Source organism: Novosphingobium rhizovicinum (assembly GCF_040813635.1).
GTDB classification, from domain to species: Bacteria; Pseudomonadota; Alphaproteobacteria; order Sphingomonadales; family Sphingomonadaceae; genus Novosphingobium; species Novosphingobium rhizovicinum.
Window position 1 is genome coordinate 119068 of record NZ_JBFNXR010000054.1, and the last position, 24625, is coordinate 143692.

Consider the following 24625-nt stretch of genomic DNA (forward strand, 5'->3'; position numbering starts at 1 on the left):
AGTGTGGACGCATAGCTCAGTTGGTAGAGCAGCTGACTCTTAATCAGCGGGTCCTTGGTTCGAGCCCAAGTGCGTCCACCACCTTCCAAACTTTCCCGAGAGTTCGGGTGTTGTCAAGTCAGGGCATGAGCCCGCTTCGGCAACCACCGGCTCCCATTCCCCGACAATCCAATCCATCCCTCTTGATGTTGAGCTTCGGCTTCAGGAACTGACAGGTTATGCCTCCGCGTCGTTGGGAATTGACGGCGTATGCCTCACGACCCGCTACGATGCCCGTCTCGGAGGAGTGGCTCGGATCCGATCAACTAGCCAACAGACTGAGATGCTCGAGTCGATGATCAAGCCGGCCCTCTGTCCGGGCAAACGGATGGCTGCGCAGTCGTAAAGGCGGATCGCAGAAGTGTTGGGAGTCGCGTCTGGAAGACCTCTGCCTTGTACGAGCCGAACTCGATTGAGGTGCCAAGCTCTTCTATGCACAGCCACTCAGGCTAGATCTTTCCATGAACGGAAAGACGACGCGCTGAACCGAGTACGCCGTGGTGGAGATCGAAGGCGAGAGGATCGCAAAAACGGAAGTTCACGAGGTATCCCATCGGCGATTATCTCGTCGACATTGTCGAGGTCCGCACTGAAGAGCGCAAGCTTTACCTGTTCGTTGCTGTCGAGCGCATCCTCGAGTTCGGGGGCGTCGAATTCACGAGAAAGCCGCCACGGTGCCGGAAGGCTTCCTGCGATGTCTGATCGCAGCCGGCCCCTTCAAGGCGCTCACCGAGGACGGTATCCACTCTTTCGATCCGAAGCTACCGGCCCGCTGTAGAGGAGACAAAGCGGGCGATTGCCGCGCGAGGGATGTTCCGCCCCCACCCGGTTGAACTCGCCTGCGCAAAGCATGGCTCGAGGAACTACTCCGCTTTAACTCAACGCGATACCAGGCATCTAGCGCTCTTCCTAGCTAGAGCCGGTTCGCGGGGGCCGCACACGAGCCTCCGACAAGCGCTCCGCTCGGCGAAGAAAACAAAAGCGCCGCAGTGGCAGAACCACTGCGGCGCTTGTTCATTCCGCTGCAACGCTTGGAAGAAGCGCTGCTGCAGGATCAGGCGGCGACGGGCGCTGCCTTGCGGACGCCTTCGTCTACGTGCTCCTCGAACTGCTCGAAGTTCTCGATGAACTGCTTGACGAGAACCTGAGCGGTCTTGTCGTACTCCGCCGGATCAGCCCATGCTCCACGCGGATCGAGCAGCTTGCTGTCGACACCCGGCACCGCCACCGGCACTTCGAACCCGAAGTTCGGATCCTCCTTGAACTCGGCATCGTTGAGGCTGCCGTCGAGCGCAGCGTTGAGCAGCGCGCGCGTGGCCTTGATGGGCATGCGCTTGATGCCTTCCATCGTCGCCTTGCCGCCGGACCAGCCGGTGTTGACCAGCCAGCACTTTACGCCGCCCTTGGCGATGCGCTCCTTGAGGAGGTTGCCGTAAACAGAGGGATGACGCGGCATGAACGGTGCGCCGAAGCAGGTCGAGAACGTGGCTTCCGGTTCCGTGACGCCGATCTCGGTACCGGCAACCCGCGCAGTGTAGCCCGACAGGAAGTGATACATCGCCTGGTCTGGCGTCAGGCGAGCGATCGGAGGCAGCACGCCATACGCATCAGCAGTCAGGAAGATCAGGTTTGCCGGGACCGGGCCGAGGTTTTCCTCCGAAGTGTTCGGAATGAAGTCGATCGGGTAAGAGCCGCGGCTGTTCTCGGCGAGCGAATTATCGTCGAGGTCGATCTGGCGGGTTTCCGGATCGATGACGACGTTCTCCAGCACAGTGCCGAAACGCTTGGTGGTGGCGAAGATCTCGGGCTCAGCCTCAGCTGAAAGACGGATCATCTTGGCGTAGCAACCACCTTCGAAGTTAAACACGGCGGTGTCGGACCAACCATGCTCGTCGTCACCGATCAGAGTGCGGCTCGCGTCGGCGGACAGTGTGGTCTTGCCGGTTCCCGAGAGGCCGAAGAACACGGCGGTCTTGCCGTCCTGACCGATATTTGCCGAGCAGTGCATCGGCATGACGCCCTTGGTCGGCAGTAGGTAGTTAAGGATGCCGAACACGCTCTTCTTCATCTCGCCGGCGTAGGCAGTGCCGCCGATCAGAATCAGCTTCTCGGTAAAGTTGACGGCGATCACCGTCTCGCTGCGGCTGCCATGCCGTTCCGGGTCTGCGCGAAAGCTCGGCAGATCGATAATGGTGTACTCAGGCGTGAAGTTCGCCAGTTCCTCTGCTTTCGGACGCACCAGCAGCGTGCGGATGAAGAGATTGTGCCAGGCAAACTCGTTGATGACACGCACGTTCACCCGGTATTCCGGCTGCGAGCCGCCGAACAGATCCGAAACGTAAAGCTTGTCCTTCTGACCGACCGCAGCAAGGAAATCTTCTTTCAACGCCGCGAAGTGCTCGGGCGTCATCGGCACGTTCGTCTTGCCCCACCAGACCGTGTTCTCGGTCTCGGCGTCCTTCACGATGAACTTATCCTTGGCAGAACGTCCGGTGTGCTTGCCGGTCGCGACAACAAAGGGACCATCCGCCGCCAGCATCCCTTCTCCGTTCGCAATCGCATGCTCGACCAGTGGCGCAGTGCCTAGATTGGCGAAGATGGTCGCGCTCGTGGTAATGCCCTGGCGGTCGAGAGGGTAGCTGAGGGAAGCGGTCAAGGTCGTCTCCATATAAGCGGCGCTCTGGCGGCAGCGCCATGGCAGTTCTTCTGGATGAGAATCGCAAGCCGCGATAATCGGCCTCTCGATTTCCGTCAAACCGCCTGAGACTGCAGCGTATCAAATTGCGTCAGACCTCGTGGTAGCTAGCATATTAACCGCCGAACCGCACCAAGTTCCACACGTTGTCAGCGCGCCGGCAACTGTCTAGGCTTCACGACCTGCCACTGACCCTGATACGGCACCTCATGACTGACCTGCCACTTCGTGATCCTGACCCGCAGCCACCGCGGCAGCAGTGCGTCGCACTGGTGGATGACGACCGCAACATCCTTACAGCCGTCTCCATTGGCTTGCAGGCCGAAGGCTTCGCCACAAGGGTCTACACCGATGGCGAAACAGCCTTGAAGGCATTGCTGGAAAACCCGCCCGACCTGGCAATCTTCGATATCAAGATGCCCCGAATGGATGGGCTTCAACTTCTCCAATCGCTGCGCCAGCAATCAACATTGCCAGTCATCTTTCTGACGTCGCGAGACGAGGAGCCGGACGAAGCTCTGGGCCTCGCGATGGGCGCCGACGACTATATTACGAAGCCGTTCAGTCAGCGCCTTCTGGTGGCCCGTATCCGTGCGATCCTGCGCCGCAGCGAACTCGTCCGCAGTCAGGCTGACGATGCGGCAACCCAGGAAACTACTGAGACTGTCGTGCGGGGGCGCCTTGAGTTCGATCCGTCGCGACATCAGGTCAGTTGGGCCGGCAAACCGGTGTCGCTCACCGTCACCGAATTCCTGATCGTAGAGGCGTTGGCGACGAGGCCGGGAGTGGTGAAGAGCCGTAACCAGTTGCTCGATGCCGCGTATAACGAGGACGTCTTCGTCGACGACCGTACGATAGACAGTCATATCAAACGCCTACGCAGGAAATTCCGGGCCGTGGACGCAGAGTTCAGTGCCATCGAGACGCTGTACGGTGCCGGCTACTCCTTCACCGATGGCTGAGCCAACGCGAGCACACAGCATGCGCGCAGCAGGCTGGCCCTGGCGCATTTCGCTGACGGCCCGCATCCTGGCCGTCAACGTGATCGCCCTCGCCCTGCTTGCGGGGAGCCTCTTCTATATCGATAGCTACCGGCGCGAACTGTTTGCCGAGCGGTTCCGTCTCGCACGCGCCGAAGTAGAGATGACGGCAGCCGCTCTCGTCGACCTCAGCCCTGCCGAACAGCGCAGATTGCTTGCACGGATTGGTGCGACGCAGCAGTTGCGGCTACGACTATATGGCAGAGACGGTGCACTGTTGGCCGACAGCTTTGCACTCGCCCCTCCATCTTACACCTTCGTCGATCCTGCGCGAGAGCCGTGGTTGGACAAGGCAGCGCGCGTCATTGACCGCGCGATGGATTTCGTGCTCGGAACCGCGCCTATTCCCCAGTACCGTGACCCGAGCCGCCCCTCGGCTGAAAACTGGCCGGAGATTGCGGAGGCCTTGGAGGATGGCAGCACGGTGACACGGCGGCGCGCTGCGCCGGATCGCACCCCGGTGATCACCGCAGCCACACCGGTGGGCGAAACCGGCGGATCGCTTCTGGCGACGCGCAATGCCCGCGACATCACACAATATGTGCGCGAAGCGCGGCAGACGTTGGCCATCATCGTCGGAGCTGCACTGGCGATTTCCATCCTGCTCTCCCTCTTCCTGGCCCGCACTATCGTCGACCCACTCCGCACTCTCGTCCGGGCTGCCGTGCGGGTACGCCTCGGACGGGACCGCAAGGTCATCGTTCCACGGCTGCCCGAGCGGCGCGACGAGATCGGTCTGCTGGCGCGGGCGATCTCCGATATGACAAGAGCCTTGCGGGAGCGGATCGATGCAGTGGAAAGCTTCGCCGCTGACGTGGCGCACGAACTCAAGAACCCGCTGGCATCGCTACGCAATTCGCTCGAGAACCTGGAGCGGGTGGCTGATCCCCAACTGCGCAAGCAGTTGATGGCGATAGCCAGCGACGATGTGAGGCGCCTGGACTTCCTTATCACGGAGATCGCGGATGCCAGCCGCGTCGACGCCGAGCTGAGCCGCACCACGTTCGAGCCGGTTGACATGTTGCGCCTGGTCCTCGCCCTCGTGGCCGAACGCGACACGCGGGGCGTCAACGGGACCTGCCGGGTAATCGTGTCCCGCGTGGGCGACAGTGACATGATTGTACCGGGCGATGCCGCCAGACTTGAACGCGTGCTCCATAACCTGTTGGATAACGCAGTCTCCTTTTCGGAGGGAGGCGCCGCGATCGAGATCGAGTTGGCACAAGTGGGAGATCGTATTCTGGTCGCCGTGTCAGACTACGGTCCCGGCATCCCCGAAGAAGCGCGCACCAAGATTTTCGAGCGCTTCCACTCTCTGCGCCCGGCGGATGAGGTTTTCGGGAGTCACAGCGGTCTCGGCCTCGCGATTGCCCGAACAGTCGTTGAGGCTCATTTCGGCCGCCTCCTCGCCACCTCCCGGCTCGACGGTCGTGCAGGAGCGCGAATGGAACTCGATCTGCCAGCCTGGCGCGATCCCATATGACGCCCCACATCGCTACCTGTGTTGCGGTCGGTAAGCATGGAGTGCTGATCGAGGGACCTCCAGCTTCGGGCAAGTCGGCTCTGGCGCTCGCGCTAATCGACCGTGGCGCACAGCTAATTGGTGACGATGGCGTGATGCTTGAAGTGCGAGGCGCACAGCTTGTTGCCCACCCTCATCCACAGACCCGAGGGCTGCTCGAAATTCGCAACCTCGGGCTGATATCGTTTCCCGTCTGTCTCGCGGCACCCATTGCCCTCGTCATCGTTCTCGACCCATCAGCGCCACGCTTCATTGACGCGCCGCAGGAAGTTGAACGTCTGGGCGTGGCGCTGCCCTGCATCTCCATCTGGCCGGACCCTGCTGCCCCTGCACTGAAGGTCGAGCAGGCACTGCGCGTCTACGGTCTATGCTCGTGACACATCGCCCCGGAGCGGGACGCGAGGCGCGAGCACCCTTCCCTTTCGCGTCGGGCAAGCGCAAAGCGACAATCCATGCAGCACGATTCCTTATCCGAACCGGCACAGGATGGCCGGCAACGGCTCGTACTCGTCACAGGGATGCTGGGTGCGGGAAAAACCACGGCCCTCCGAGTATTGGAAGACCTTGGCTGGGAGATCGTCGACAACTTCCCGGTGCGCCTGCTCGATAGGCTTCTCGATACGCCCCAGGCCATGTCGCGCGATCTGCGTGGCCCCCTCGCAATCGGCTTCGATTCCCGGACGCGCGGCTTCGACGCGGACAGCATCATCCGGAAGGTGAAGGACCTGGGTCAACGCTCTGACCTGGAAGTCACCACCCTGTTCCTCGACTGCGCGAGCAACGAACTAGAGCGCCGCTATAACGAGACCCGGCGGCGCCACCCACTCGCCGGGGACACGCCCGTCTCTACTGGCATCCGGGCTGAGCGCGAGATGCTGTCACCGCTCCGTCGATGGGCAGAGATCCTGATCGACACCAGCGAATTCACCTCTAACGATCTGCAACGCGCCATGCGCGACCGCTTCGGCGGAGAAGACACCCAGCCGCTGACACTCACCATTTCCAGCTTCGGCTTCGCCCGAGGCATGCCACCTGTTGCCGACTTGGTGTTCGACATGCGGTTCCTCGACAATCCTCACTGGGATTCGGAACTACGGCCGCTCACTGGAGAAGACGCGCCCGTGGGCGAGCATATCCGGAGGGACCCGGCCTATACGGAAGCGTTCACCCGGATCCGTGATCTCCTGCTATTGTTGCTGCCGCGCTACAGGGAGCAGGGAAAAGCGTACGTGCATGTCGCATTCGGCTGCACGGGAGGCCGTCACCGGTCTGTTTTCACCGCGAGAGAGATGGCCGCGGCCTTGCGTGACCACGGATTTTCCCCCACATTGTTGCATCGCAACCTGGGCGCACGCGCCGCCGATCTTCTGGAAGGAAGTCCGCCGGCGTGAAGAACAGTATTTCCCCGGTGCGGTCGCAGCAGATTCGGAGCGCCATACCCAAATGATCGGCATGATACTCGTCACTCATGGCGATCTGGCCGTTGAGTTCGTCAAGGCCATGGAGCACGTCGTCGGCGCCCAGCAAGCGGTTGCCACCGTGTGCATCGGACCCAACGACGACATGGAGCAGCGTCGGCAAGAGATCGCCGATGCCATTCGCGACGTCAATTCCGGCGAAGGCGTGGTCATATTGACCGACCTTTTCGGCGGCACGCCTTCCAACCTGGCAATCTCCCTGATGGAGGCGGGCAAGGTCGAAGTGATCGCGGGTATCAACCTGCCGATGCTGATCCGCCTCGCCAAAGCACGCCGCTGCATGCCTGTGCGTGAGGCAGCTTCCGCTGCACGGGACGCGGGGCGCAACTACATTACGGTGGCCTCGGAATATCTGGGACAGGACGCATGATCGCCTGCCGGGAGAGTGTAACGATCGTCAATCAGCGGGGCCTGCATGCGCGGGCCAGCGCCAAGTTCGTCAACATGGTGGGCGAACTGCCACCTTCGTGCAATGTTCTGGTGAGCAAAGACGGCATTGAAGCCGCCGGTGCTTCGATCCTCGGGCTCATGATGCTGGGCGCGGGAAAAGGCGACACCGTCGAAATTACCGTCTCAGGCGAAGGCGCCGAAACAGCTCTTGAGCAACTGGTCGCCCTCGTCCGGGATGGGTTTGGCGAGGACTGAACTTTGGCTGTTCGCCGCACGATCACCGGATTCTCCAATCCCACAGTCAAGTTCCTGCGCTCGCTGCGCGAGAAGAAGCATCGCCGTCGTGAGGGCAAGTTTCTCGCCGAGGGGCTACGCCTGCTGACTGATGCACGCGAAAGCGGCGTGCTTCCTGAGATGCTCGTGATGGCGAGCGGGCGGGCCTCTCATCCACTGCTTGCCGAACTTGAGGATGCAGTCGCTGCCGCAGGTGGCGAGATCGTGGAGATGGATGAGGATATCCTCGCCAAAGTCACCGGCAAGGACAATCCGCAAGCGGTGGCTGGTGTCTTCGCGGAATTTGACACACGGCTCACTGGCGTGGACCGGAATGCAGCCTCGATCTGGCTTGTAGCGCAGGCTCTGCGCGATCCCGGAAATCTGGGCACCATGCTGCGAACGGGAGACGCCGTTGGTGCGGGCGGTCTCATCCTGATTGACGATTGTGCGGACCCTTTCTCCGTCGAGGCCGTGCGTGCCAGCATGGGTGCGATTTTCACGCAGCGCCTGGCAGCGGCTCGTTGGGATGAATTCCTGCCTTGGCTGCGCAGTGGCCCCGGCCAGCTTGTCGCCGCTTCCTTGCGCGAACCTACCGACTACCGCAGCGCGGCATACAAGGCGCCTTGCTTCCTGCTCGTGGGCAACGAATCACAAGGGCTACCCGACACCTACGAAGCGGAATGCGACCTGAGGGTCACGATCCCGATGATGGGTCGCGCCGACAGCCTCAACGCCGCAGTTGCCGGAGCGGTTCTGGCATATGAGGCTCTGGCCCGGCTTGGCTCGTCGACGACAGAAGAGTCCAGCTACTCAGCCGCCTGAACGTCCTCGCCAGCGGCGTGCGGGATGAGTGCCTCCGCGCCATAACGTGGCGCCGACTCGATGGGCGGCACTTCATCAATTTCCCGCTTGCCGATCTCGATATGCTTGTCCCGCAGGCGGCGACCTGAGGAGAGCACATTGCGTTCAAAGCTGCCGACGAACTTGTTGTAGTTGTTCACGGCAGTTTCCAAACCAGCGCCGACACGCTTCATATGGTCTGCAGCTACTGCCAGGCGATCGTACAACTCGCCTCCCATCCGCCCGATCTCCCGCGCCTCACGAGCAAGCCCGTCCTGCCGCCAGACCTGCGCGACTGTGCGGGCAATCGCCACCAGATTGGTCGGCGTCGCCAGCAGGACGCGATTGCGAAACGCAAAGTTCCACAGCTCTGGATCATGTTCGAGCGCAGCCGCCACGAAGTGCTCACCCGGCACGAACATGACCACGTAATCGGGCGCATCCTCGAACTGGCTCTGGTAGCTTTTGGCGCCCAACGTCTGCACGTGATTGCGCATGGAGGCGCAGTGAGCGCGTAGAGCAGCATCGCGTGTAGCGTCGTCCTGCGCCTCGAACGCTTCCTGGTACGCGTTGAGAGAGACCTTAGCGTCGATTACCAGCTTCTTCTGCCCGGGTATGGTCACGATCGCATCCGGACGCAGCCGCCCTTCCCCGGTTTCCACCGACTGCTCCGTCACGAAGTCCGTGTGTTCGGTCAGGCCGCACTGTTCAAGCACATTGCGGAGCTGCTGCTCGCCCCAACGACCGCGGGCCTTGGGTGCGTTGCGCAAGCTGTTGCCAAGCCGGGCAGCCTCGGCCCTCACTTGCTCCTGCCCTTCACGAATGGACTGGATCAGCCCGGTCAGCTGCCCGAACGAATCCACCCGCTTCGCCTCCAGTGCCGTGACTTGCTCCTCGTAGGACTTGAGGCGAGCGTTAACGGGCGCAAGCAGAGTTGAGAGGCGTTCCGCGCTGGCCTTTTCGCTTTCCTCGAACCGTGCTCCCGCACGGCGCAGAAAGGCCTCCTGCGCGCCCGCCAGCACCTTGGCTCCTGCGTTCTCGAACTCCTTGCGAAGCACATCCTGCGCTTCCATCAAAAGCCGCTTCTGTTCGTCGAAGTTGGCCGTCTTCTCGCTGAGAGTGGCAAGTTCACTGGAGAGCCTGCGCCGCTCTTCAAGCAGCGTTTCGACCTGCTGCACGTGTTCGGCGCGAAGCCGATCCAGAACCAGAGCATGCTCGGTCCTCGCCTTGTCGAGGGCCGCAGAAAGCTCCGAACGGGTACCAGCAAGCGTCTGCTCGTGCTCCCCGCGTAGCCGCTCCACAAAGGCAGCATGTTCGCGGTGCATCCGATCTACGACCAGCGCATGCTCCGCACGGGCGGTTTCAAGCGCATCGCCGAGTGCGTCTGCACGATTGGCGCGCTCACTCGCACTCGCAAGCTCCGTGATGGCCCGCCGAAACTTCTCATCCAGTTCGCGCGCCTCGGCATCACGCGTGGCATGCCGCTCACGCCAGTCGTTGACCGGCCGTGAGCCGAATATCCAGCCGGCCAGAAGGCCGGCTGTGAGGCCAATGATCAGGGGAACAATGATAAACGCGGCAGATTCCATCAGCCGCGTTTATCAGGAACGAAGAGAGAACGCCAGAGCGAGACCCAAGTCATCCACACCTGCGTCAAGCAGCGCGGCGTAGCTTCTCCAGCTTCTTCAAAGCCATCTGGCGTTTGAGACGTGAGAGGTGGTCGATGAACAGAATGCCTTCCAAGTGATCCATCTCGTGCTGGAGGCAAATCGCCATCATGCCGTCCAAGGCCTCTTCATGCACGTTTCCGTCAAGGTCCTGCCAACGCGCACGAATACGGGCGGGACGCTCGACCTCGGCATAGATCTCGGGAACGGAGAGGCAGCCTTCGTTGTAGACGATGTGCTCTTCCGACGGATCGAGGATCTCGGGGTTGATGAAGACGTGAGGCTCACGCTTGGTTGGCTGATGCGTATGGTGATGCCCACCGTGAGCGGTGCAGACCTCCGGCTCAGCATCCGGATCGTCAGGTTGCAGATCGATCACCAGCACACGCAGGGGGACACCGACCTGGATGGCAGCGAGGCCAATGCCGGGCGCATCGTACATCGTCTCGAACATGTCGGCGACGAGTGTTTTAAGCTCGTCGTCGAATTGCTCTACGGGCGTGGAGACCTGCTTCAGACGCGGGTCGGGTACTTCGATGATCTCACGAATAGCCATAAGCGCGAGATAGTCGGCGCGGCTGGATTTCGCAACACGGGCGGTGTGCGGAAAAACCGATCCGCACGTATGCCATTTTCTGTTCCACGCCAGAGACTTGCCGCGATCAGCTCACCGGGCGGCGCGCCCGGAGGGCCTGCGCGAGCGTGCCCTCGTCCAGATAGTCCAACTCTCCGCCGACCGGCAGTCCATGCGCGAGTTGCGTTATTCTGACGGGGCAGCCCTCCAGACGCTCGGCGATGTAATGCGCAGTCGTCTGCCCCTCTAGCGTGGCGTTCATGGCCAGCACGACCTCATCGATTCCGCTACTGGCCCGCTGGAGCAAGGTATCGATGGCGAGATCCTCTGGCCTGACCCCTTCCAGTGCGGAGAGCCGTCCGCCGAGCACGTGATACTTGCCGGTAAACAGCCGCGCCCGGTCGAGCGCCCAAAGATCCGCCACTTCCTCGACCACACAAAGCTGGCGCGCATCGCGGCGCGCGTCGCTACAGATGCCGCACGGGTTGGCGGTATCGATGTTGCCGCAAACGTCACACTCTACAAGCGCATGCTGAACGGCTTCCAGGGCGTGGAGCAACTGCACCAGAGCCGTCTCCCGCCGTTTGATCAGCCATAGCACCGCACGCCGCGCCGAACGGGGCCCCAAGCCGGGCAACCGTGACAATGCGGCTGTCAGCGTCTCGATCTCTTGCGATGCCATGCCTCGGCAGATAGGGGTTGCGCCCCCGCACCGGCAAGAACAAACCGGGATTTATGCGCACCTTCGGCGGTTCGCGGGCGAGCAACGTGTGACAGCCCCCGGCGAGAGCGGAGAAATGCGGATGAGGATCGTTTTCATGGGCACGCCCGAGTTCGCAGTGCCCGCTCTGGCCTCGCTGGTCGACCGTGGCCACGATATCGCTGCGGTCTATACACAACCTCCGCGGCCCGGCGGAAGGCGCGGACGGGAACTCACCCCCTCCCCGGTCCACCGCGAAGCCGAAGCGCGTGGGATCGAGGTGCGTCATCCCATCTCGCTGAGAAATGCCGAAGAGCAGGCGCGTTTCGCCGCGCTCGATACCGACATTGCCGTAGTAGCGGCGTATGGCTTGATCCTGCCACAAGCCATTCTCGATGCTCCCCGCAGCGGATGCCTCAACATCCATGCCTCGATCCTGCCGCGCTGGCGGGGAGCCGCGCCCATCCAGCGCGCGATCCTGGCCGGCGATCCGACGACCGGAATCACCATCATGCAGATGGAGGCTGGCCTGGACACCGGCCCGATGCTGGCCACGCTACGCACGACGATAGACCACAAGAACGCCGGCGACCTGACCCGCGAACTCGCGGAACGCGGTGCGGGACTCCTCGTGGACACGCTGCGCGAATTGTCGAAGCACCGCCCGGTGGCACAACCTGAGGATGGCGTGACCTATGCAAAGAAGATCGAGAAGGCCGAAGCCCGGATCAATTTTGCACAGAGTTCCGTCCAGGTGCAGCGGCAGATCCGCGCCTTTGCGCCGGCACCCGGCGCTTTCTTCGAACTCGACGGAGAGCGCTTCAAGGTTCTCTCCGCAGAGACCGTTGCAAAGGACGGCACGCCAGGCGTGGTTCTGGACGAGGACATGACCATCGCATGCGGCACCGGAGCGATCCGCCCCCTCACGATTCAGCGCGCAGGACGACCGGCAATGGCGGTCGCCGACTTGCTTCGTGGGCGACCGATTGCAGCCGGGACGCCGCTGGGCTGACGCTCACACCTTTTCAGGCACGCGGCGAACCGGCGGAGCCTCATCTGCCCAGCGTTCCCGTGCATGGCGAATCTGGTCCGCCGCCTTCTCCCACGAGGCGACCGGCTTGTCCTTCAGGCGGATGTTGAAAACATCCGTGGCGCGAAACTCCAGCACTTCAGCCCCTTCCGGACCGGCAGTGTATCCGTAGGGAACCTCGCTGCCGACGAAGAAACCATCTCCTGCCTCCAGGGTCTCGTTGCCCAGGTGAATGCTCCCCGCGACGACGTAGTAGAGACAGTCGCAATCGTGCGTGTGAAGGGGCAAGGGAAAGCCGCTCTTCACCCAAAGCCGCGCCAAGCTCATACCAGGGCGCCGATAAGGCACATCGACTTGCTCGCCCCCCGATCCCATCATTTCCGGAAAGCGTTCCAGAGCCGCCGCCAGGTTCGGCGTCTCACCCTCGTTCGTCATGCACTGGCACTCAGCCAGCGACGGCGCATCACTTCCACGGAATATTTCGAAGCGGGGACGCTGATTCTCGCTCTGCGACATGTTGTTTTCCTCTCAGGCTTTCGTGCCGCATGGTGGCATTTCCCGCCGCGCTGGCCAAGCCCGCTTGCTCCCCATGCTTGCAGATCGGAGGTTGTGCTGTAACGGCAGCGGCCATGACCCGGTTCGCCCTAACACTCGAATTCGATGGCGGCCCTTTCATGGGGCTGCAAAGGCAGGCCCACGGTCCATCCGTGCAACAAGCGGTCGAGGAAGCAGTATTTGCTATCACCGGCGAGCATGCGGCCATGCATGCGGCCGGACGCACCGATGCCGGTGTTCATGCCTCAGGAATGCGAGCGCATGTTGACGTTGCGAAGACCATAGCGCCCTTCCGCCTCATGGAAGCGCTCAATGCAAAACTGCGTCCCGCTCCGATCGCGGTGTTGGCCTGCCAGGTGGTTCCGGACGATTGGCATGCTCGCTTCTCCTGCACCGGACGTGCATACGAGTATCGCATCGTCAATCGTCGTGCGCCTCTGACGCTGGAGCGCGGACACGTTTGGCAGGTGCCGCAACCGTTGGATGCCGAGGCGATGCACCGGGCTGCGCAGTTGCTTGTCGGACACCACGATTTCACCACCTTCCGTTCGGCCCACTGCCAGGCACAGAGCCCGCTCAAGACACTCGACCGGCTCGAAGTCAGGCGTCAGGGAGAGCGCGTGACGGTTGAGACGGAGGCGCGCAGCTTTCTGCACCATCAGGTGCGTTCCATGGTCGGCTGCCTTGCTCTGGTAGGCTTGGGGCGGTGGAGCGAGCTTCAACTGGTGAAGGCTCTCGCTGCTCGAGACCGGCAGGCCCTGGGTCTTAATGCTCCGCCCGATGGTCTCTATTTCGTCGCTGCCCGCTATCCGGAAATCTAATCCTGCGTCCGGAACTCTGACCCTTCGGCTCACCTGCGTGTATGTACCGAGGTACTCGCCCCAACTAGGATGGAAACGAAAAAGTTACCACGATCTCGGGAAGAGTCTTAAGAGGCGGAAAGGATTTTTCGCGGACCACGGAATGACTTACCAACTCGGATCCTAGCGCGGGTAATGAATATGCAGGCACTATCACGCACCCTCGCTCGATTGCGCATTCCACGCATGCCAGGTTTCGACCTCCTGCGTTATGATGTTCCCGCGCGCGATCGTGAGTGGTTCGCGGCCAGCAGAGTGCAGCAGTTCGCGAAGTATCCATGGGTCCGCGCAGATGCTCTGCGCGGCGTCGTCGCACTCTGGCTGCTCCAAGCTTCTGCCGCGCTCATCATAGCAGCCGGCGCAATACTCGCAGTTCTTTGGCTGCTGGCTGTAATGCTGCGGATTTCGCTTCAAAAGGACACGGCAAGCGCAAGCCACCAGCTGACGCAAATTCGGGCCATGCTGCTCATTCGCAGTATCGGCTACTCGGCTGTCATCTGCCTCATGGTGATTTCGGCCCCTGCGGGCTTTGTAGGGCCGATCATGCTTTTCGTCGGGGCATCGCTGCTGTTCGACCTGCTCTGTACGCTGGCGCTCCCCCTGATCGGCGTAGTGAGCGGCGCGCTGTTCGTACTCAGCCTGTTGGCGGCTTTGATCGTAAGGCCCGGCGTCGATGCTTTAGGGCTGATGGTTCTCGCCGCGCTGGCGATCGGCAGTCTCTACTACACGCTGTTTCAACTCCATTACATGTTCGCCACTCGCACGCTGCGCACACGGCTGCTCGACACCGCGAACGATACCATCCAGTCCCTGCTCAGCCAGTACGACGAACATGGAACCGACTGGCTGATCGAGGCAGACAACAAAGGGCGCCTGCTGAAACCTTCTGCCCGTCTGTGCGCAGCGCTGGGCCGCTCAGGCGAAGAGCTGGAGGGGCTACCGGTTCCGTCACTCTTCGAGCCCGGAGACGAGCGCAACGCCATGCTTGCGGCAGCGCGCCGCGGTCAGCGCTTCCGCAACCAGATGGTGCCCCTACGCACCGGGGAGGAACGCCGGTGGTGGTCGATCTCGGGATGCGCCATGCTCGACCAGGAGGGGCAGCGCGCCGGCTTTCGCTTTTTTGCCCAGGATGTCACGGCGAAGCGTGCGGCTGAAGACCGCGTCCACCTGATGGCAACGCGAGACAATCTGACAGGATTGGTGAACCGGGCGGTCTTTGCGGCGCAGCTCGAAGTGGTCCTGCCGCACTGCAGCAGCAAAGCGGAGTGTGCGATCCTCTTCATGGATCTGGACTCCTTCAAGCTTGTGAACGACACCTATGGCCACAGCGCAGGCGATGCGGTGCTGGTCGAAGCAGCGCGTCGAATTGAAGCTTTGCTGGGCGAAGAGATGTTGGCAGCGCGCCCGGGAGGCGACGAGTTCGCCGTACTCGCCTGGAACATCATCGATCACGCCGAGATCGAAAGACTTGGATCAGAGCTCGTCAGCGCCCTTTCGCAGCCGATCGAATATGATGGGTCTGTGCTGCCCAGTGGTGCAAGCGTGGGAGTAGCGCTTGCTCCTGAACACGGCTCGACCGGAGAGGCGCTGCTGCGTGCCGCGGACATCGCGCTCTACGAAGCGAAGGGCCGGGGCCGGGGAAACAGCGTTATCTTCCATTCGGACCTGCTCAACGAGCTGCAGGAGCGGCGCAAACTGGAAATGGATCTGCGCTGTGCTCTGGAACGGGGTGAGTTTGAGATTCACTACCAACCTCTCGTCGACGTCGCCTCGCGGCGAACCTTGGGTTACGAGGCCTTGCTGCGCTGGAACCATCCCACCCGCGGATCCGTGCCACCTTCGCTGTTCATCCCGCTCGCCGAGGAGACAGACCTGATCGGCACCATCGGCGAGTGGGTGCTGCGCGAGGCACTGAACCAAGCGTCAACCTGGCGTGAGGACCTCAGCGTTGCCGTAAACGTCTCTCCCGCGCAGATGCGCGGGGACGCATTAGTGCCTCAGGTTGTGAGCGCACTGGCTGCAAGTGGCGTAGCACCGAAACGGCTTGAGCTGGAGATCACCGAGAACCTCCTGATGCGGGATGGAGACGTCCACCTGCGCCAGTTACATCAACTGCGCAGCCTGGGCGTACGGGTCGCGCTCGACGATTTCGGAACCGGCTACTCTTCCCTGAACTACCTGCGCCGTTTCCCATTGGACAAGTTGAAGATCGACCGGTCGTTCATCAGCGACATTGTCCACGAGCCGGTGAGCCGCGCGATCGTGGAGAGCGTGCTGACGCTGGCGCGCGAGTTCCGAATGGAAACAATCGCCGAGGGTATCGAATGCGAGGCGCAGCTCACAAAACTCGCGGAGATGGGGTGCGAGTGCGCGCAAGGCTTCCTTTTCGACAGACCCATACCGGCCTGGGAGATCCCCGATACGGACAGAATGCCCCAGGCTCTTCAGCCCGAGCTGACCATCGGACGGCCCGGTACCGCGCTGCTCACGGATGCCGGAAACTGATGATGGTTCAGGCCTTGGCCACTACGCTTTCGGGAAGCTCGGCTCCGAATACGCGCTGGTAGTATTCTGCCACCAGCATGCGCTCGGTCTCATCGCACTTGTTCAGGAATGAAAGGCGAAACGCGAAGCCGGCATCCTTGAAGATCGCTGTGTTCTGAGCCCAGGTGATGACCGTGCGCGGGCTCATCACCGTGGAGATGTCGCCGTTGATGAAACCCTGCCGCGAGAGATCGGCCACCTTCACCATGTCGGCAATCACCTTTTGATCGATTCCCGGCACCTTCTTGCCAACGATCTCGGTCTCGACCTTCTCAGGAAGGTAATTGAGGCCCACCACCATGTTCCAGCGATCCATCTGACCCTGGTTGATCGCCTGAGTGCCGTGGTACAGACCTGAGGTGTCCCCCAGGCCCACAGTGTTTGCCGTGGCAAAGAGGCGGAAGTGAGGGTTGGGCCGAATCACGCGGTTCTGGTCCAACAGAGTGAGCTTACCCTCAGTCTCCAGCACGCGCTGGATGACGAACATCACGTCGGGACGGCCCGCGTCATACTCGTCGAAGACCAGTGCCACAGGATGCTGCAGCGCCCACGGAAGAAGACCTTCCCGGAATTCCGTTACCTGCAAGCCGTCGCGCAACACGATGGCGTCGCGGCCGATCAGGTCGATACGACTGATATGCGCGTCCAGGTTGATGCGAATACAGGGCCACTTCAGCCGAGCGGCGACCTGCTCGATGTGAGTCGACTTGCCGGTACCATGATATCCCTGAACCATGACGCGCCGGTTGAAGGCAAAGCCCGCCAGGATCGCCATCGTCGTGTCCGGATCGAACACATAGGTTTCGTCCAGGTCTGGCACGCGCTCATCCGCCACGGAAAACGCGGGTACCTTCATGTCGACATCGATGCCGAAAGTCTCTCGCACATCGACTTCAATGTCGGGCGCGTCGAGGATCGTGCGGTCGCGGCTATCGGCCTGCATGTTCGGGAGATCAGTCATCGTGATCATCGCCTAATGGACCTCGCGCCGCGCTGCAACAGCCATTGCAGCCGACCCGGCGCGAGACTCAGGCACTCTGCCCTCGCTTCTCAGAGAACGGGACAAGCTGATGAAGGACTGGCGCCCCGTTGGTCACTCCCGCCAGGGAGACAACCGGGGATCGCGGCAGGCATTGGATCGTCTTTGCCACAGACCCGCATGGGGCCCTGCTCGGCACGGCAGGACCCAAAGGATAATAAGAGGTGTTCGCGCAGTTCAGCTTGACGACGCCCCAATGTTCCCGGCACGTTCTCACCGTCAGATGACGCCAGGAGATGACCGATGGCTGACTACACGTTCTACACCAACCCGATGTCGCGCGGTCAGATCGCACGTTGGGCACTCCACGAGGTGGGTGCAGACTATGCGCAGTCTCTTGTCGACTGGCAGCACAAGTCCGAGCAATTCATCACTGCAAACCCGATGGGCAAGGTACCCACCCTCGTGCACCATGCCGACGGCGGTGACCGCATCATCACCGAAGCAGCCGCCATCTGCCTCTACCTTGCGGAGATGCATCCTGAGGCCGGGCTGCTCCCGAACGACGCGGAAATGGCCGACTATTTCCGCTGGACGTTCTTCGCAGCCGGTCCCGTCGAGCAGTGCATCACCTCCCGCGCCCTCAAGTTCGAGCCGACGCCAGAGCAGGAGGGGATGGCCGGCTGGGGCAGCTTCGATCGCACGATGAATACGCTCGACGGCTTCCTCACCGGACGAACCTGGGTTTGTGGTGAGCGGTTCACCATGGCGGACGTTTACGTCGGCAGCTCAGTCGATTGGGGCCTGACGTTCGGGATATTGCCGCCGAGGGAGTCTTTTGTAGCTTATGCCGAGCGGGTGCAAGCTCGCCCAGCCTACAAGGCGGCAAAGGCGATCGACAATGATTTGATTGAGAGCATGCGCAAGTGAACAAGCTACAAAGCCGCACCCGTTCGTCCATGTTGCGCGGGCGGCGCGCTCCATGACCTTGGCTCTTTATGGTCACCCCTTCTCGTCGTACACTTGGAAGGTACAGATCGCGCTCTATTCTGAGGGAATAGATCACGAGTTCCGCATCATCGACGCCGACCATCCAGAGCATCTGGAGGTCCTCCGCACCGCAGGACCGTGGAGCAAATTCCCGGTATTAGCGGACGGGGACAACCTGCTGTTCGAGGCGACCTCCATCATCGAGTACCTGGCGCAGCATCATGCGCGAAGCGGCATGCTGATACCGGGTGATCCCGATGCAGCCATTGGCATGCGGATGCTCGACCGGGTCTTCGACAACTACGTCATGGGAGCGACGCAGGACGTCGTGAACGAATACCTTCGCAATCGCTCGAGCCCGGACGCTGCCCGTATCGAGGAAGCTGGCCAGCGTCTGGCACGCAGCTACGCCTGGCTCGAAGACTGGTTGAAGTACTACCCCGCTGGCGAACAGGTAACCCTGATTGAGTGTGCCGCAGCACCCGCGTTGTTTTACGCCGACTGGGTGTCGCCCATCGCGGACAGCTATCCCCGGCTGAGAGCGTGGCGCAGGCAGTTGCTACGATTGCCCGCCGTGGCTCGATGCGTGGAAGATGCAAGGCCCTTTCGAGCAAGCTTTCCTCCCGGCGCGCCTGACAGGGACTGATCCGGAGCTTCGTTGCCTGCCATACCATCGGCCCTTGGAACGACGTTTGCAGCACGGCAACCTGAAACTACCTTGCTCATTACGATCCAGCGGGTAGCAGTTTGCGCATGGCTACAGCGAAGCACTCCAACCATCCGGCTCCTGATCGCGCCGCCATGGCGCGCGTTGGCAACGATGTACGAAATCGTCTCGCAGCCGATCCGGGGATTTACCGAGTACCAGTGGATGCTGCGGAGATCTTTGCAGTCGGCGATTTTCTGGATGCGCAGGAGTGCGCGCATATGATCGAGCTCATAGATGCGGTAGCGCGTCCTTCCGAGCTTGTGCGTGACGCAGCTTATGACAACTACCGGACAAGCTTCTCCGGGGACGTCGATCAGGCAGACCCGATCGTAAGAGCCATCGAACGGCGCCTTTCAGACCTGGTCGGCATCGATCTCTCCTGGGGCGAAACTGTGCAGGGGCAACGCTATCAGCCGGGACAGGAGTTCAAGGAACACTGCGACTGGTTCGATACAAGTCAGCCCTACTGGCGCGACGAACTTCGCCGGGGGGGACAAAGGAGCTGGACCGCGATGGTCTATCTCAACGCAGTTGAAGAAGGCGGCCAAACCGAGTTTACCCGTCTGGACGTGAGCATTCCGCCGCAGCCTGGCGCACTGCTGCTGTGGAACAACAATCTCCCCGACGGAACGGTGAACTGGGATACGATGCACGCGGCCCTGCCTGTCGTTCGCGGCGTCAAGTACGTCATCACGAAGTGGTTTCGGGCCCGCCCTTGGAGCTGAATGCGCTTCAGAAAGGCGCGCGATGCCCCTTTTCGGCCTTGGGCTTTCCGGCCGCCAACTCTTCCAGCAAGCGGTCAAAACGCATCTGAAGGCGGATGATCTCCAACTGTGTACGCAAGTTCACTTCGTAATCATGGCGCGCGGCGATGCGGTCTTTCTGCGCCTGCCGATTCTGGCTCATCATGATCACCGGAGCCTGGATCGCCGCGAGCATCGAGAGCATCAGGTTGAGAAAGATGTAGGGATATCCATCGAAGGGATGCACACCGAGGTGCTGCAGCGCCGCGCTGTTGATTAGCATCCAACTAAGCAGCACCAGGACAAAACCGGCGATAAAGCCCCAGCTACCGCCTATAGCTGCCACCCTGTCTGCCAGACGCTCGCCCAAGCTGGCGTGAAGCGCGGCCTCCTCATGGGAATCCAGATCTTCAATCTGCCCAGAGGCAATCCGCTCCAGCACGCGGCGCTCTTCGGGATCGACTTGATCCAATCGGCGGCCGAGGAGCTCCTTGCAGAGCTCCTCAGCGGTCTTGGGTGACTTGCGCATCTCCAGCCATCTCCAGCGCCTGCCCGATCAGCTTGCGGGTCTCCGGAATACCATAAAGCGCAATGAAGCTGCCCATGCGAGGACCCTGGGATGAGCCGAGCAGTGTCTCGTATAGTGCCTTGAACCAGTCGCGCAGGTTTTCGAACCCGAACTCTTCGCGCTTCCCGATCTCGTAGACTGCATTCTGCAGGTCTTCTGCCGTAGCATCAGCCGGGGCGCGCGCCAGTTCGTCATCGAGCGCCCTCAACGCAGCGGCCTCCTGAGCACTTGGCGCACGCCGCCGGAGCGTGGGCGCAATGTAATCCCGGTTCGTGGCGAGTGCAGCAGCCACAAGGGCTTTCAATTCGGGATGAGCCTGCGGTGTAGCCTCCGCAACGTAGTTGGCCAGATATGACCAGACCTGATCTTCCGTCGCGTCGGCGCCAAGCACACCCACCAGATTCAGCAGCAGACCGAAGGTGACCGGAAGGGTGTCTCCAGCGCCCTCCCCTCCGCCGTTCGCCCGGAGAAGGTGCCACACGGGATTCCCCAGTTGCTTGTCCAACTCCTGCGCCGCGAGATTGCCGCGGAACTGCCAATACTCATCCACAGCCTTGGGAATCACACCGATGTGGAGCTGCTTGGCGCTTTTCGGCTCACGGAAAAGGTAGAACCCAAGCGAATCCTCGGTTCCATAAGTCAGCCACTGATCGATGGTCAGCCCGTTGCCCTTGGACTTGGATATCTTCTCGCCATTCTCGTCAAGGAACAACTCGTAGATCAGGCCTTCCGGACGGCGGCCACCCAGGATCTTCGCGATCTTGCCCGACTGGGTAACGGAGTCCGTAAGGTCCTTGCCGCACATCTCGTAGTCGACGCCAAGGTCCACCCACCGCATGGCCCAGTCGACCTTCCACTGCAGCTTGGCTCGGCCTCCGAATACCGTTTGCTCTACCCGCCGTCCTTCATCCTCAAACGCGATCATGCCGCTGGCGGCATCAAGCACCTCCACCGGCACCTGAAGGACTACGCCGGAGGTGGGCGAGACCGGCAGCACGGGCGAGTACGTTCTGCGGCGCTCTTCCCGCAAGGTGGGCAACATCACGCCCATGATGGCGTCGTAGTGCAGCAGAACGTCCGCCAACGCCGCGTCGAATGCGCCGGAGTTGTAGCGATCGCTTGCGGAGACAAACTCGTACTCGAAGCCGAAACGATCGAGGAACTCGCGCAGCTTCGCGTTGTTGTGATGCGCGAAGCTCTCGTGCAGTCCAAACGGATCGGGAATCCGGGTCAACGGCTTGCCAAGATTGGCAGCGAGAAGCTCTGGGTTCGGGATATTCTCCGGCACCTTGCGCAGACCGTCCATGTCGTCCGAGAAAGCGACGAGCCTCGTCGGCGCCCCCCCGGTAAGCACCTCATAAGCGCGACGAACGAGCGTGGTGCGTAGCACCTCCTGAAACGTGCCGATGTGCGGCAGCCCAGAGGGACCGTACCCTGTCTCGAACAGAACCGGAGCGCCTTCAGGTTTCCCCTCCGGATAGCGCTTCATGATCTTGCGGGCTTCCTCGAAGGGCCAAGCCTTGGACTTCAGAGCGGTGTCGATGAGGGCGGTATCAGTCATGGTGCGGGCTCAATCGCGGGAAAGCGCACTTTTCGCAAGGCCCAACGGCGAAGGGAACAGGGTTGTGTGCAGGGGGTTTCCACCGAAACTCGCGCAAAGGAACTGTTTCACCGCCGTGGACCTTACTGTGAATTATGTGCAGGCGCTGCGCGACCAGATCGAAGATATGCTTCGATCGTTCATTCAGACGCTGCCGCAACTTCTTATCGCACTCGGGGTCGTGGCAATCACATGGCTGGTTGCCAAGTTCGCCGTCCGCATTGCGGATCGCATCACTGGGCGCACCCGTGTTCGCGAAGACCTGAAGCAACTGCTCGATACTTTGGTGCGGTTGGCGATTTGGGTTTTCGGGTTACTCATCGCGCTAACCGTCGCGGTTCCCAGCTTTACCCCCGCCGGAGCTTTTGCCGGGCTGGGCGTCGGCGCGCTCGCGATCGGCTTCGCTTTTCAGGATATTTTCGAGAACTTCCTTGCTGGCGTCCTCATCATGCTTCGGGAGAAAATGAGAATCGGCGATATCATCGAAGTTGAAGGCATTATGGGACGTGTCGAGAAGATTACGCTGCGAGAGACGCACATCCGACAGCTGTCCAACGAGCTAACCATCGTACCCAACTCGTTGCTCTTCAAGAACCCCGTTAAGATCCTCACCGACGACACTGTTCGTCGCAACGAGATTGTAGTGGGTGTATCGTATGACACGGATCTTGAGCAGGCCCGTCAGCTCATTCAATCGACGGTCGAGGGTTTGGAACACATCAACCACGACAAGCCAGTCCTCGTCTTTGCGCAAGAGTTCAACTCCAGTTCGATCGATTTCCTTGTGCAATGGTGGGCGCAATCGGCACCGCGTGATCTCAGACTCACGAAGAGCGAGGTCGTGATCGCCATCAAAAAAGCGCTGGACGGCGCGGGAATCGAAATCCCCTTCCCCTATGTTACGCACACCTTCAAGGAGCCGCTGCAGATTGGACGCACGCCTGCGGCACTGAAGCATGATGACTGAAGGGGAAGTTCGCGGCGCGATCGTTCCAAAGCCCCTTCGATGACTGCTCCTGCTTTCCCGCCCCGTCGAAAAGCGAAGCGGGCCACCTGCCGCCCGACCTTCAAGTCACCTCGTTGCGGTGCCTGGAGATCAGGTATCGGTAAACGCCCACGCAGTTGATAATCAACAGCACGACATTCTGAACCCCGATTCCTTCCGCATCCTCGGCCAGGAAGCCCCATGCAATGAGGGCGATTGAACTGGTGACGAATATGACGAAGCCGACGCCTGTCCATCTGCGACCGAGATCCAGCGACACGATGAGTGCCGCGAGCGTCGCAGCTCCCGCTCCGTAGTACTGGATAGCAGTCAGCACATCGTCGCTCATCCTAGCGCCCTGACGCTGGCTGGATGCCTTCTTTCATCGTCGCTGAGGGAAAGACTATCAAGCAGATCGCAAGAGCGAGCACCCTTCGAAGGGCTGCAACTCGCCAGGACGAGCAACGGTCACGCCCTCATCCAGTGCATAGGCCAGTGCGCGTTCTATAGCCTGGCGTGAGAAAGGCTTATGAAGCACGCCCAGGGCGGTCGAAGCCGGAGTTCCGATCTGCCCGGGATTGGCTGTAACGTATATGATTTGCGCACCAAAACGTTCGCTAAGCCGCCGCGCGACTTCAGGCCCCGTCAGACCATCGCTGAGATTGAGGTCGACCAATGCTATGTCTGGAGCTTGGGAGATTGCGTCCGCTGATGACAAGTCATGGGCCGTCGCGATCACGCTATAGCCGGCGTCCAGCAGCACGTCCTCAAGATGCAGAGTGAGGAGGAATTCATCCTCCACGATCGCCACCGTAGGAGCGTTTACGCCGGTCACGTAAACACCCCTAGATAGCGATGCCAGCCATCAGGCAGCAAGGGATGCGTCTTCCTCGCTGTTTGCGATCTTCGCAAGCTCTTCGAAGAAGGCGTCGATCGCTTCTCCCGAAAGTACGAAGTTGTGCCGGAAATCAGGAAGCTGACCTGACTCGATCACCTTGCTGAGCATGGACCGCGCGCGGCAGATGCGGCTCTTGACCGTACCCAGCGCGATCCCGCAGATGTCGGCAATCTCCTCGTAAGACAGGTTACCAGCAGCCACCAGGATCAGAGCCTCGCGATAGGTCTCCGGTATGGCAGTCAAAGCACGCAGAACGTCACCGAGCTCGATCGCACTTTCCTGACCTGCAGGAGCACGCAGGATACGCTCGGCGGCAAGCTCGTCGTACTCTCCGTGGAAGCGCGCACGCCGCGCCTCGCTGTAAAAGTGGTTCCGAAGAATTGTGAACGTCCACGCCTTGAAGTTGGTGCCTGCAGCATAACGCTCGCGAGCAGCCCAAGCGCGGAGCATGGCCTCTTGCGCCAAGTCGTCGGCTCGGTCACGGCACCCGCAGAGACCGCGCGCAAAGGCACGAAGATGAGGAGCGACCTCTGTCAGGGCTCGCTTGAAGTCCCTGTCGCTGAGCGACTTGGCGGGCTCGACCTGAACGTCGGTTGCTACCGTCATATGCTTCCCTCCATTGAACTTCTATCAACTGCTGAACGCGATCGGCGGCGAATTGGTTCCCCAGGACAGGGAGGGCTGACGCGGCCTAGGGGTGGAAACGGCAGATTACCGCCGCGCAGGACCCTGATAAAATCGTAAACGGCACGCGTTCTCTGATCTTTTTGCGTGATCGGCGGGAACATTGCTGGCTCAAACGATTTGAGGCCCTCGTCCGGTTTGGACGAGGGCCTCGGGATCGGGTCACCACCGGTTGCGGGGGGGGTGGGAGGGCCAGTGGTGATGCCAGTTGAACACCGACGAGATGAAAGGGTTCCCGATTGATACAAATTTTTCGCAG

At 61.2% G+C, this 24625-nt stretch carries 25 protein-coding genes and 1 tRNA gene; 15 read left to right on the plus strand and 11 right to left on the minus strand.

Annotated elements, in window-relative coordinates; translation table 11 throughout:
• Nucleotides 1–5: 5 nt before the first annotated feature.
• Nucleotides 6–81: transfer RNA gene (locus ABUH87_RS17110), tRNA-Lys, on the plus strand.
• A gap of 1012 nt (nucleotides 82–1093) precedes the next feature.
• Here the strand turns inward: ABUH87_RS17110 and ABUH87_RS17115 are convergent.
• Nucleotides 1094–2707, minus strand: coding sequence for a phosphoenolpyruvate carboxykinase (locus ABUH87_RS17115; RefSeq protein WP_419956718.1), 1614 nt, complete (start codon nucleotides 2705–2707; stop codon nucleotides 1094–1096).
• A 236-nt stretch (nucleotides 2708–2943) separates the two neighbouring features.
• Here ABUH87_RS17115 and ABUH87_RS17120 point away from each other — a divergent pair, with 236 nt between their 5' ends.
• The 7 genes from ABUH87_RS17120 to ABUH87_RS17150 all read left to right on the plus strand — a co-directional run bounded on the left by ABUH87_RS17120 (nucleotide 2944) and on the right by ABUH87_RS17150 (nucleotide 8262).
• Nucleotides 2944–3696, plus strand: coding sequence for a response regulator transcription factor (locus ABUH87_RS17120; protein WP_367775322.1), 753 nt, complete (start codon nucleotides 2944–2946; stop codon nucleotides 3694–3696).
• Nucleotides 3689–5257 carry a sensor histidine kinase gene (locus ABUH87_RS17125; RefSeq protein WP_367775323.1) on the plus strand — a complete coding sequence of 523 codons (1569 nt, stop codon included), beginning with the start codon at nucleotides 3689–3691 and terminating at the stop codon, nucleotides 5255–5257. The genes ABUH87_RS17120 and ABUH87_RS17125 overlap by 8 nt, the downstream gene beginning before the upstream one ends.
• A complete protein-coding gene (locus ABUH87_RS17130) occupies nucleotides 5254–5673 on the plus strand; it encodes an HPr kinase/phosphorylase (RefSeq protein ID WP_367775324.1) in 420 nt (139 codons plus the stop codon). The genes ABUH87_RS17125 and ABUH87_RS17130 overlap by 4 nt, the downstream gene beginning before the upstream one ends.
• 75 nt (nucleotides 5674–5748) lie before the next feature.
• Nucleotides 5749–6687: an RNase adapter RapZ gene (rapZ, locus tag ABUH87_RS17135; RefSeq protein WP_367775325.1), complete on the plus strand. Its 939-nt coding sequence runs from the start codon at nucleotides 5749–5751 to the stop codon at nucleotides 6685–6687.
• Nucleotides 6688–6739: 52 nt separating this feature from the next.
• On the plus strand, nucleotides 6740–7144 hold the full coding sequence (locus ABUH87_RS17140) for a PTS sugar transporter subunit IIA (RefSeq protein WP_367775326.1): 405 nt from the start codon (nucleotides 6740–6742) through the stop codon (nucleotides 7142–7144).
• A complete protein-coding gene (locus tag ABUH87_RS17145; RefSeq protein WP_367775327.1) occupies nucleotides 7141–7419 on the plus strand; it encodes an HPr family phosphocarrier protein in 279 nt (92 codons plus the stop codon). The genes ABUH87_RS17140 and ABUH87_RS17145 overlap by 4 nt, the downstream gene beginning before the upstream one ends.
• Nucleotides 7420–7422: 3 nt before the next feature.
• Entirely contained in the window at nucleotides 7423–8262 is an 840-nt protein-coding gene (locus ABUH87_RS17150) for a TrmH family RNA methyltransferase (RefSeq protein ID WP_367775328.1), read from the plus strand.
• Here the strand turns inward: ABUH87_RS17150 and ABUH87_RS17155 are convergent.
• The 3 genes from ABUH87_RS17155 to recR form a co-directional block, all read right to left on the minus strand.
• Nucleotides 8247–9869: a DNA recombination protein RmuC gene (locus tag ABUH87_RS17155; protein WP_367775329.1), complete on the minus strand. Its 1623-nt coding sequence runs from the start codon at nucleotides 9867–9869 to the stop codon at nucleotides 8247–8249. The genes ABUH87_RS17150 and ABUH87_RS17155 overlap by 16 nt on opposite strands.
• Nucleotides 9870–9933: 64 nt before the next feature.
• Entirely contained in the window at nucleotides 9934–10503 is a 570-nt protein-coding gene (gene def / locus ABUH87_RS17160; protein ID WP_367775330.1) for a peptide deformylase, read from the minus strand.
• A gap of 106 nt (nucleotides 10504–10609) precedes the next feature.
• Entirely contained in the window at nucleotides 10610–11203 is a 594-nt protein-coding gene (gene recR, locus ABUH87_RS17165; RefSeq protein ID WP_367775331.1) for a recombination mediator RecR, read from the minus strand.
• A gap of 121 nt (nucleotides 11204–11324) precedes the next feature.
• Here recR and fmt point away from each other — a divergent pair, with 121 nt between their 5' ends.
• Nucleotides 11325–12233 carry a methionyl-tRNA formyltransferase gene (gene fmt, locus ABUH87_RS17170; protein ID WP_367775332.1) on the plus strand — a complete coding sequence of 303 codons (909 nt, stop codon included), beginning with the start codon at nucleotides 11325–11327 and terminating at the stop codon, nucleotides 12231–12233.
• A gap of 3 nt (nucleotides 12234–12236) precedes the next feature.
• Here the strand turns inward: fmt and ABUH87_RS17175 are convergent, their stop codons facing one another.
• Nucleotides 12237–12767, minus strand: a complete 531-nt coding sequence (locus ABUH87_RS17175) for a cupin domain-containing protein (protein ID WP_367775333.1) — start codon at nucleotides 12765–12767, stop codon at nucleotides 12237–12239.
• 113 nt (nucleotides 12768–12880) lie between these two features.
• On the opposite strand from ABUH87_RS17175, the gene truA reads away from it, so the two are divergent.
• Both truA and ABUH87_RS17185 read left to right on the plus strand, forming a co-directional pair.
• On the plus strand, nucleotides 12881–13627 hold the full coding sequence (truA, locus tag ABUH87_RS17180) for a tRNA pseudouridine(38-40) synthase TruA (protein WP_367775334.1): 747 nt from the start codon (nucleotides 12881–12883) through the stop codon (nucleotides 13625–13627).
• Between the two features lie 225 nt (nucleotides 13628–13852).
• Nucleotides 13853–16171, plus strand: coding sequence for a putative bifunctional diguanylate cyclase/phosphodiesterase (locus ABUH87_RS17185; RefSeq protein WP_367775335.1), 2319 nt, complete (start codon nucleotides 13853–13855; stop codon nucleotides 16169–16171).
• 7 nt (nucleotides 16172–16178) lie between these two features.
• Here ABUH87_RS17185 and cobS read toward each other — a convergent pair whose 3' ends face one another.
• Nucleotides 16179–17171 (minus strand): cobaltochelatase subunit CobS, encoded by a 993-nt coding sequence (gene cobS, locus ABUH87_RS17190; protein ID WP_367775336.1) that lies wholly within the window; start codon nucleotides 17169–17171, stop codon nucleotides 16179–16181.
• Between the two features lie 321 nt (nucleotides 17172–17492).
• On the opposite strand from cobS, the gene ABUH87_RS17195 reads away from it, so the two are divergent.
• The 3 genes from ABUH87_RS17195 (at nucleotide 17493) to ABUH87_RS17205 (ending at nucleotide 19613) form a co-directional block, all read left to right on the plus strand.
• The gene (locus ABUH87_RS17195; protein ID WP_367775337.1) at nucleotides 17493–18119 is read left to right on the plus strand and encodes a glutathione S-transferase family protein; all 627 of its coding nucleotides are present in this window, start codon (nucleotides 17493–17495) and stop codon (nucleotides 18117–18119) included.
• A 52-nt stretch (nucleotides 18120–18171) separates the two neighbouring features.
• Nucleotides 18172–18825 carry a glutathione S-transferase family protein gene (locus tag ABUH87_RS17200; protein ID WP_367775338.1) on the plus strand — a complete coding sequence of 218 codons (654 nt, stop codon included), beginning with the start codon at nucleotides 18172–18174 and terminating at the stop codon, nucleotides 18823–18825.
• Nucleotides 18826–18932: 107 nt separating this feature from the next.
• Complete coding sequence (locus ABUH87_RS17205) at nucleotides 18933–19613, plus strand: prolyl hydroxylase family protein (RefSeq protein ID WP_367775339.1); 681 nt, start codon at nucleotides 18933–18935, stop codon at nucleotides 19611–19613.
• Between the two features lie 7 nt (nucleotides 19614–19620).
• Here ABUH87_RS17205 and ABUH87_RS17210 read toward each other — a convergent pair whose 3' ends face one another.
• Both ABUH87_RS17210 and ABUH87_RS17215 read right to left on the minus strand, forming a co-directional pair.
• The gene (locus ABUH87_RS17210; RefSeq protein WP_367775340.1) at nucleotides 19621–20160 is read right to left on the minus strand and encodes a DUF1003 domain-containing protein; all 540 of its coding nucleotides are present in this window, start codon (nucleotides 20158–20160) and stop codon (nucleotides 19621–19623) included.
• Entirely contained in the window at nucleotides 20135–21760 is a 1626-nt protein-coding gene (locus ABUH87_RS17215) for a lysine--tRNA ligase (protein ID WP_367775341.1), read from the minus strand. The genes ABUH87_RS17210 and ABUH87_RS17215 overlap by 26 nt, the downstream gene beginning before the upstream one ends.
• Here ABUH87_RS17215 and ABUH87_RS17220 point away from each other — a divergent pair.
• A complete protein-coding gene (locus ABUH87_RS17220) occupies nucleotides 21759–22766 on the plus strand; it encodes a mechanosensitive ion channel family protein (RefSeq protein ID WP_367775342.1) in 1008 nt (335 codons plus the stop codon). The two genes, ABUH87_RS17215 and ABUH87_RS17220, sit on opposite strands and share 2 nt — an antisense overlap.
• Before the next feature lie 100 nt (nucleotides 22767–22866).
• On the opposite strand, the gene ABUH87_RS17225 is transcribed toward ABUH87_RS17220, so the two are convergent.
• From ABUH87_RS17225 to ABUH87_RS17235, 3 genes are read right to left on the minus strand one after another with little or no spacing between them, the layout of a single operon-like run.
• The gene (locus tag ABUH87_RS17225; RefSeq protein WP_367775343.1) at nucleotides 22867–23133 is read right to left on the minus strand and encodes a hypothetical protein; all 267 of its coding nucleotides are present in this window, start codon (nucleotides 23131–23133) and stop codon (nucleotides 22867–22869) included.
• A 57-nt stretch (nucleotides 23134–23190) separates the two neighbouring features.
• On the minus strand, nucleotides 23191–23619 hold the full coding sequence (locus ABUH87_RS17230) for a response regulator (protein ID WP_367775344.1): 429 nt from the start codon (nucleotides 23617–23619) through the stop codon (nucleotides 23191–23193).
• A gap of 30 nt (nucleotides 23620–23649) precedes the next feature.
• On the minus strand, nucleotides 23650–24288 hold the full coding sequence (locus ABUH87_RS17235; RefSeq protein ID WP_367775345.1) for a sigma-70 family RNA polymerase sigma factor: 639 nt from the start codon (nucleotides 24286–24288) through the stop codon (nucleotides 23650–23652).
• Nucleotides 24289–24625: the final 337 nt, after the last annotated feature.

Coding starts and splice junctions, on each gene's coding strand:
- recR (WP_367775331.1), bottom strand. CDS start 11,203: ATGGCATCGCAAGAGATCGAGACGCTGACAGCCGCATTGTCACGGTTG.
- def (WP_367775330.1), bottom strand. CDS start 10,503: ATGGCTATTCGTGAGATCATCGAAGTACCCGACCCGCGTCTGAAGCAG.
- rapZ (WP_367775325.1), top strand. CDS start 5,749: ATGCAGCACGATTCCTTATCCGAACCGGCACAGGATGGCCGGCAACGG.
- ABUH87_RS17220 (WP_367775342.1), top strand. CDS start 21,759: ATGGTGCGGGCTCAATCGCGGGAAAGCGCACTTTTCGCAAGGCCCAAC.
- ABUH87_RS17200 (WP_367775338.1), top strand. CDS start 18,172: ATGACCTTGGCTCTTTATGGTCACCCCTTCTCGTCGTACACTTGGAAG.
- ABUH87_RS17235 (WP_367775345.1), bottom strand. CDS start 24,288: ATGACGGTAGCAACCGACGTTCAGGTCGAGCCCGCCAAGTCGCTCAGC.
- ABUH87_RS17115 (WP_419956718.1), bottom strand. CDS start 2,707: ATGGAGACGACCTTGACCGCTTCCCTCAGCTACCCTCTCGACCGCCAG.
- ABUH87_RS17145 (WP_367775327.1), top strand. CDS start 7,141: ATGATCGCCTGCCGGGAGAGTGTAACGATCGTCAATCAGCGGGGCCTG.
- ABUH87_RS17130 (WP_367775324.1), top strand. CDS start 5,254: ATGACGCCCCACATCGCTACCTGTGTTGCGGTCGGTAAGCATGGAGTG.
- ABUH87_RS17210 (WP_367775340.1), bottom strand. CDS start 20,160: ATGCGCAAGTCACCCAAGACCGCTGAGGAGCTCTGCAAGGAGCTCCTC.
- ABUH87_RS17175 (WP_367775333.1), bottom strand. CDS start 12,767: ATGTCGCAGAGCGAGAATCAGCGTCCCCGCTTCGAAATATTCCGTGGA.
- ABUH87_RS17215 (WP_367775341.1), bottom strand. CDS start 21,760: ATGACTGATACCGCCCTCATCGACACCGCTCTGAAGTCCAAGGCTTGG.
- ABUH87_RS17155 (WP_367775329.1), bottom strand. CDS start 9,869: ATGGAATCTGCCGCGTTTATCATTGTTCCCCTGATCATTGGCCTCACA.
- ABUH87_RS17185 (WP_367775335.1), top strand. CDS start 13,853: ATGCCAGGTTTCGACCTCCTGCGTTATGATGTTCCCGCGCGCGATCGT.
- cobS (WP_367775336.1), bottom strand. CDS start 17,171: ATGACTGATCTCCCGAACATGCAGGCCGATAGCCGCGACCGCACGATC.
- ABUH87_RS17125 (WP_367775323.1), top strand. CDS start 3,689: ATGGCTGAGCCAACGCGAGCACACAGCATGCGCGCAGCAGGCTGGCCC.
- fmt (WP_367775332.1), top strand. CDS start 11,325: ATGAGGATCGTTTTCATGGGCACGCCCGAGTTCGCAGTGCCCGCTCTG.
- truA (WP_367775334.1), top strand. CDS start 12,881: ATGACCCGGTTCGCCCTAACACTCGAATTCGATGGCGGCCCTTTCATG.
- ABUH87_RS17140 (WP_367775326.1), top strand. CDS start 6,740: ATGATCGGCATGATACTCGTCACTCATGGCGATCTGGCCGTTGAGTTC.
- ABUH87_RS17205 (WP_367775339.1), top strand. CDS start 18,933: ATGGCTACAGCGAAGCACTCCAACCATCCGGCTCCTGATCGCGCCGCC.
- ABUH87_RS17225 (WP_367775343.1), bottom strand. CDS start 23,133: ATGAGCGACGATGTGCTGACTGCTATCCAGTACTACGGAGCGGGAGCT.
- ABUH87_RS17120 (WP_367775322.1), top strand. CDS start 2,944: ATGACTGACCTGCCACTTCGTGATCCTGACCCGCAGCCACCGCGGCAG.
- ABUH87_RS17195 (WP_367775337.1), top strand. CDS start 17,493: ATGGCTGACTACACGTTCTACACCAACCCGATGTCGCGCGGTCAGATC.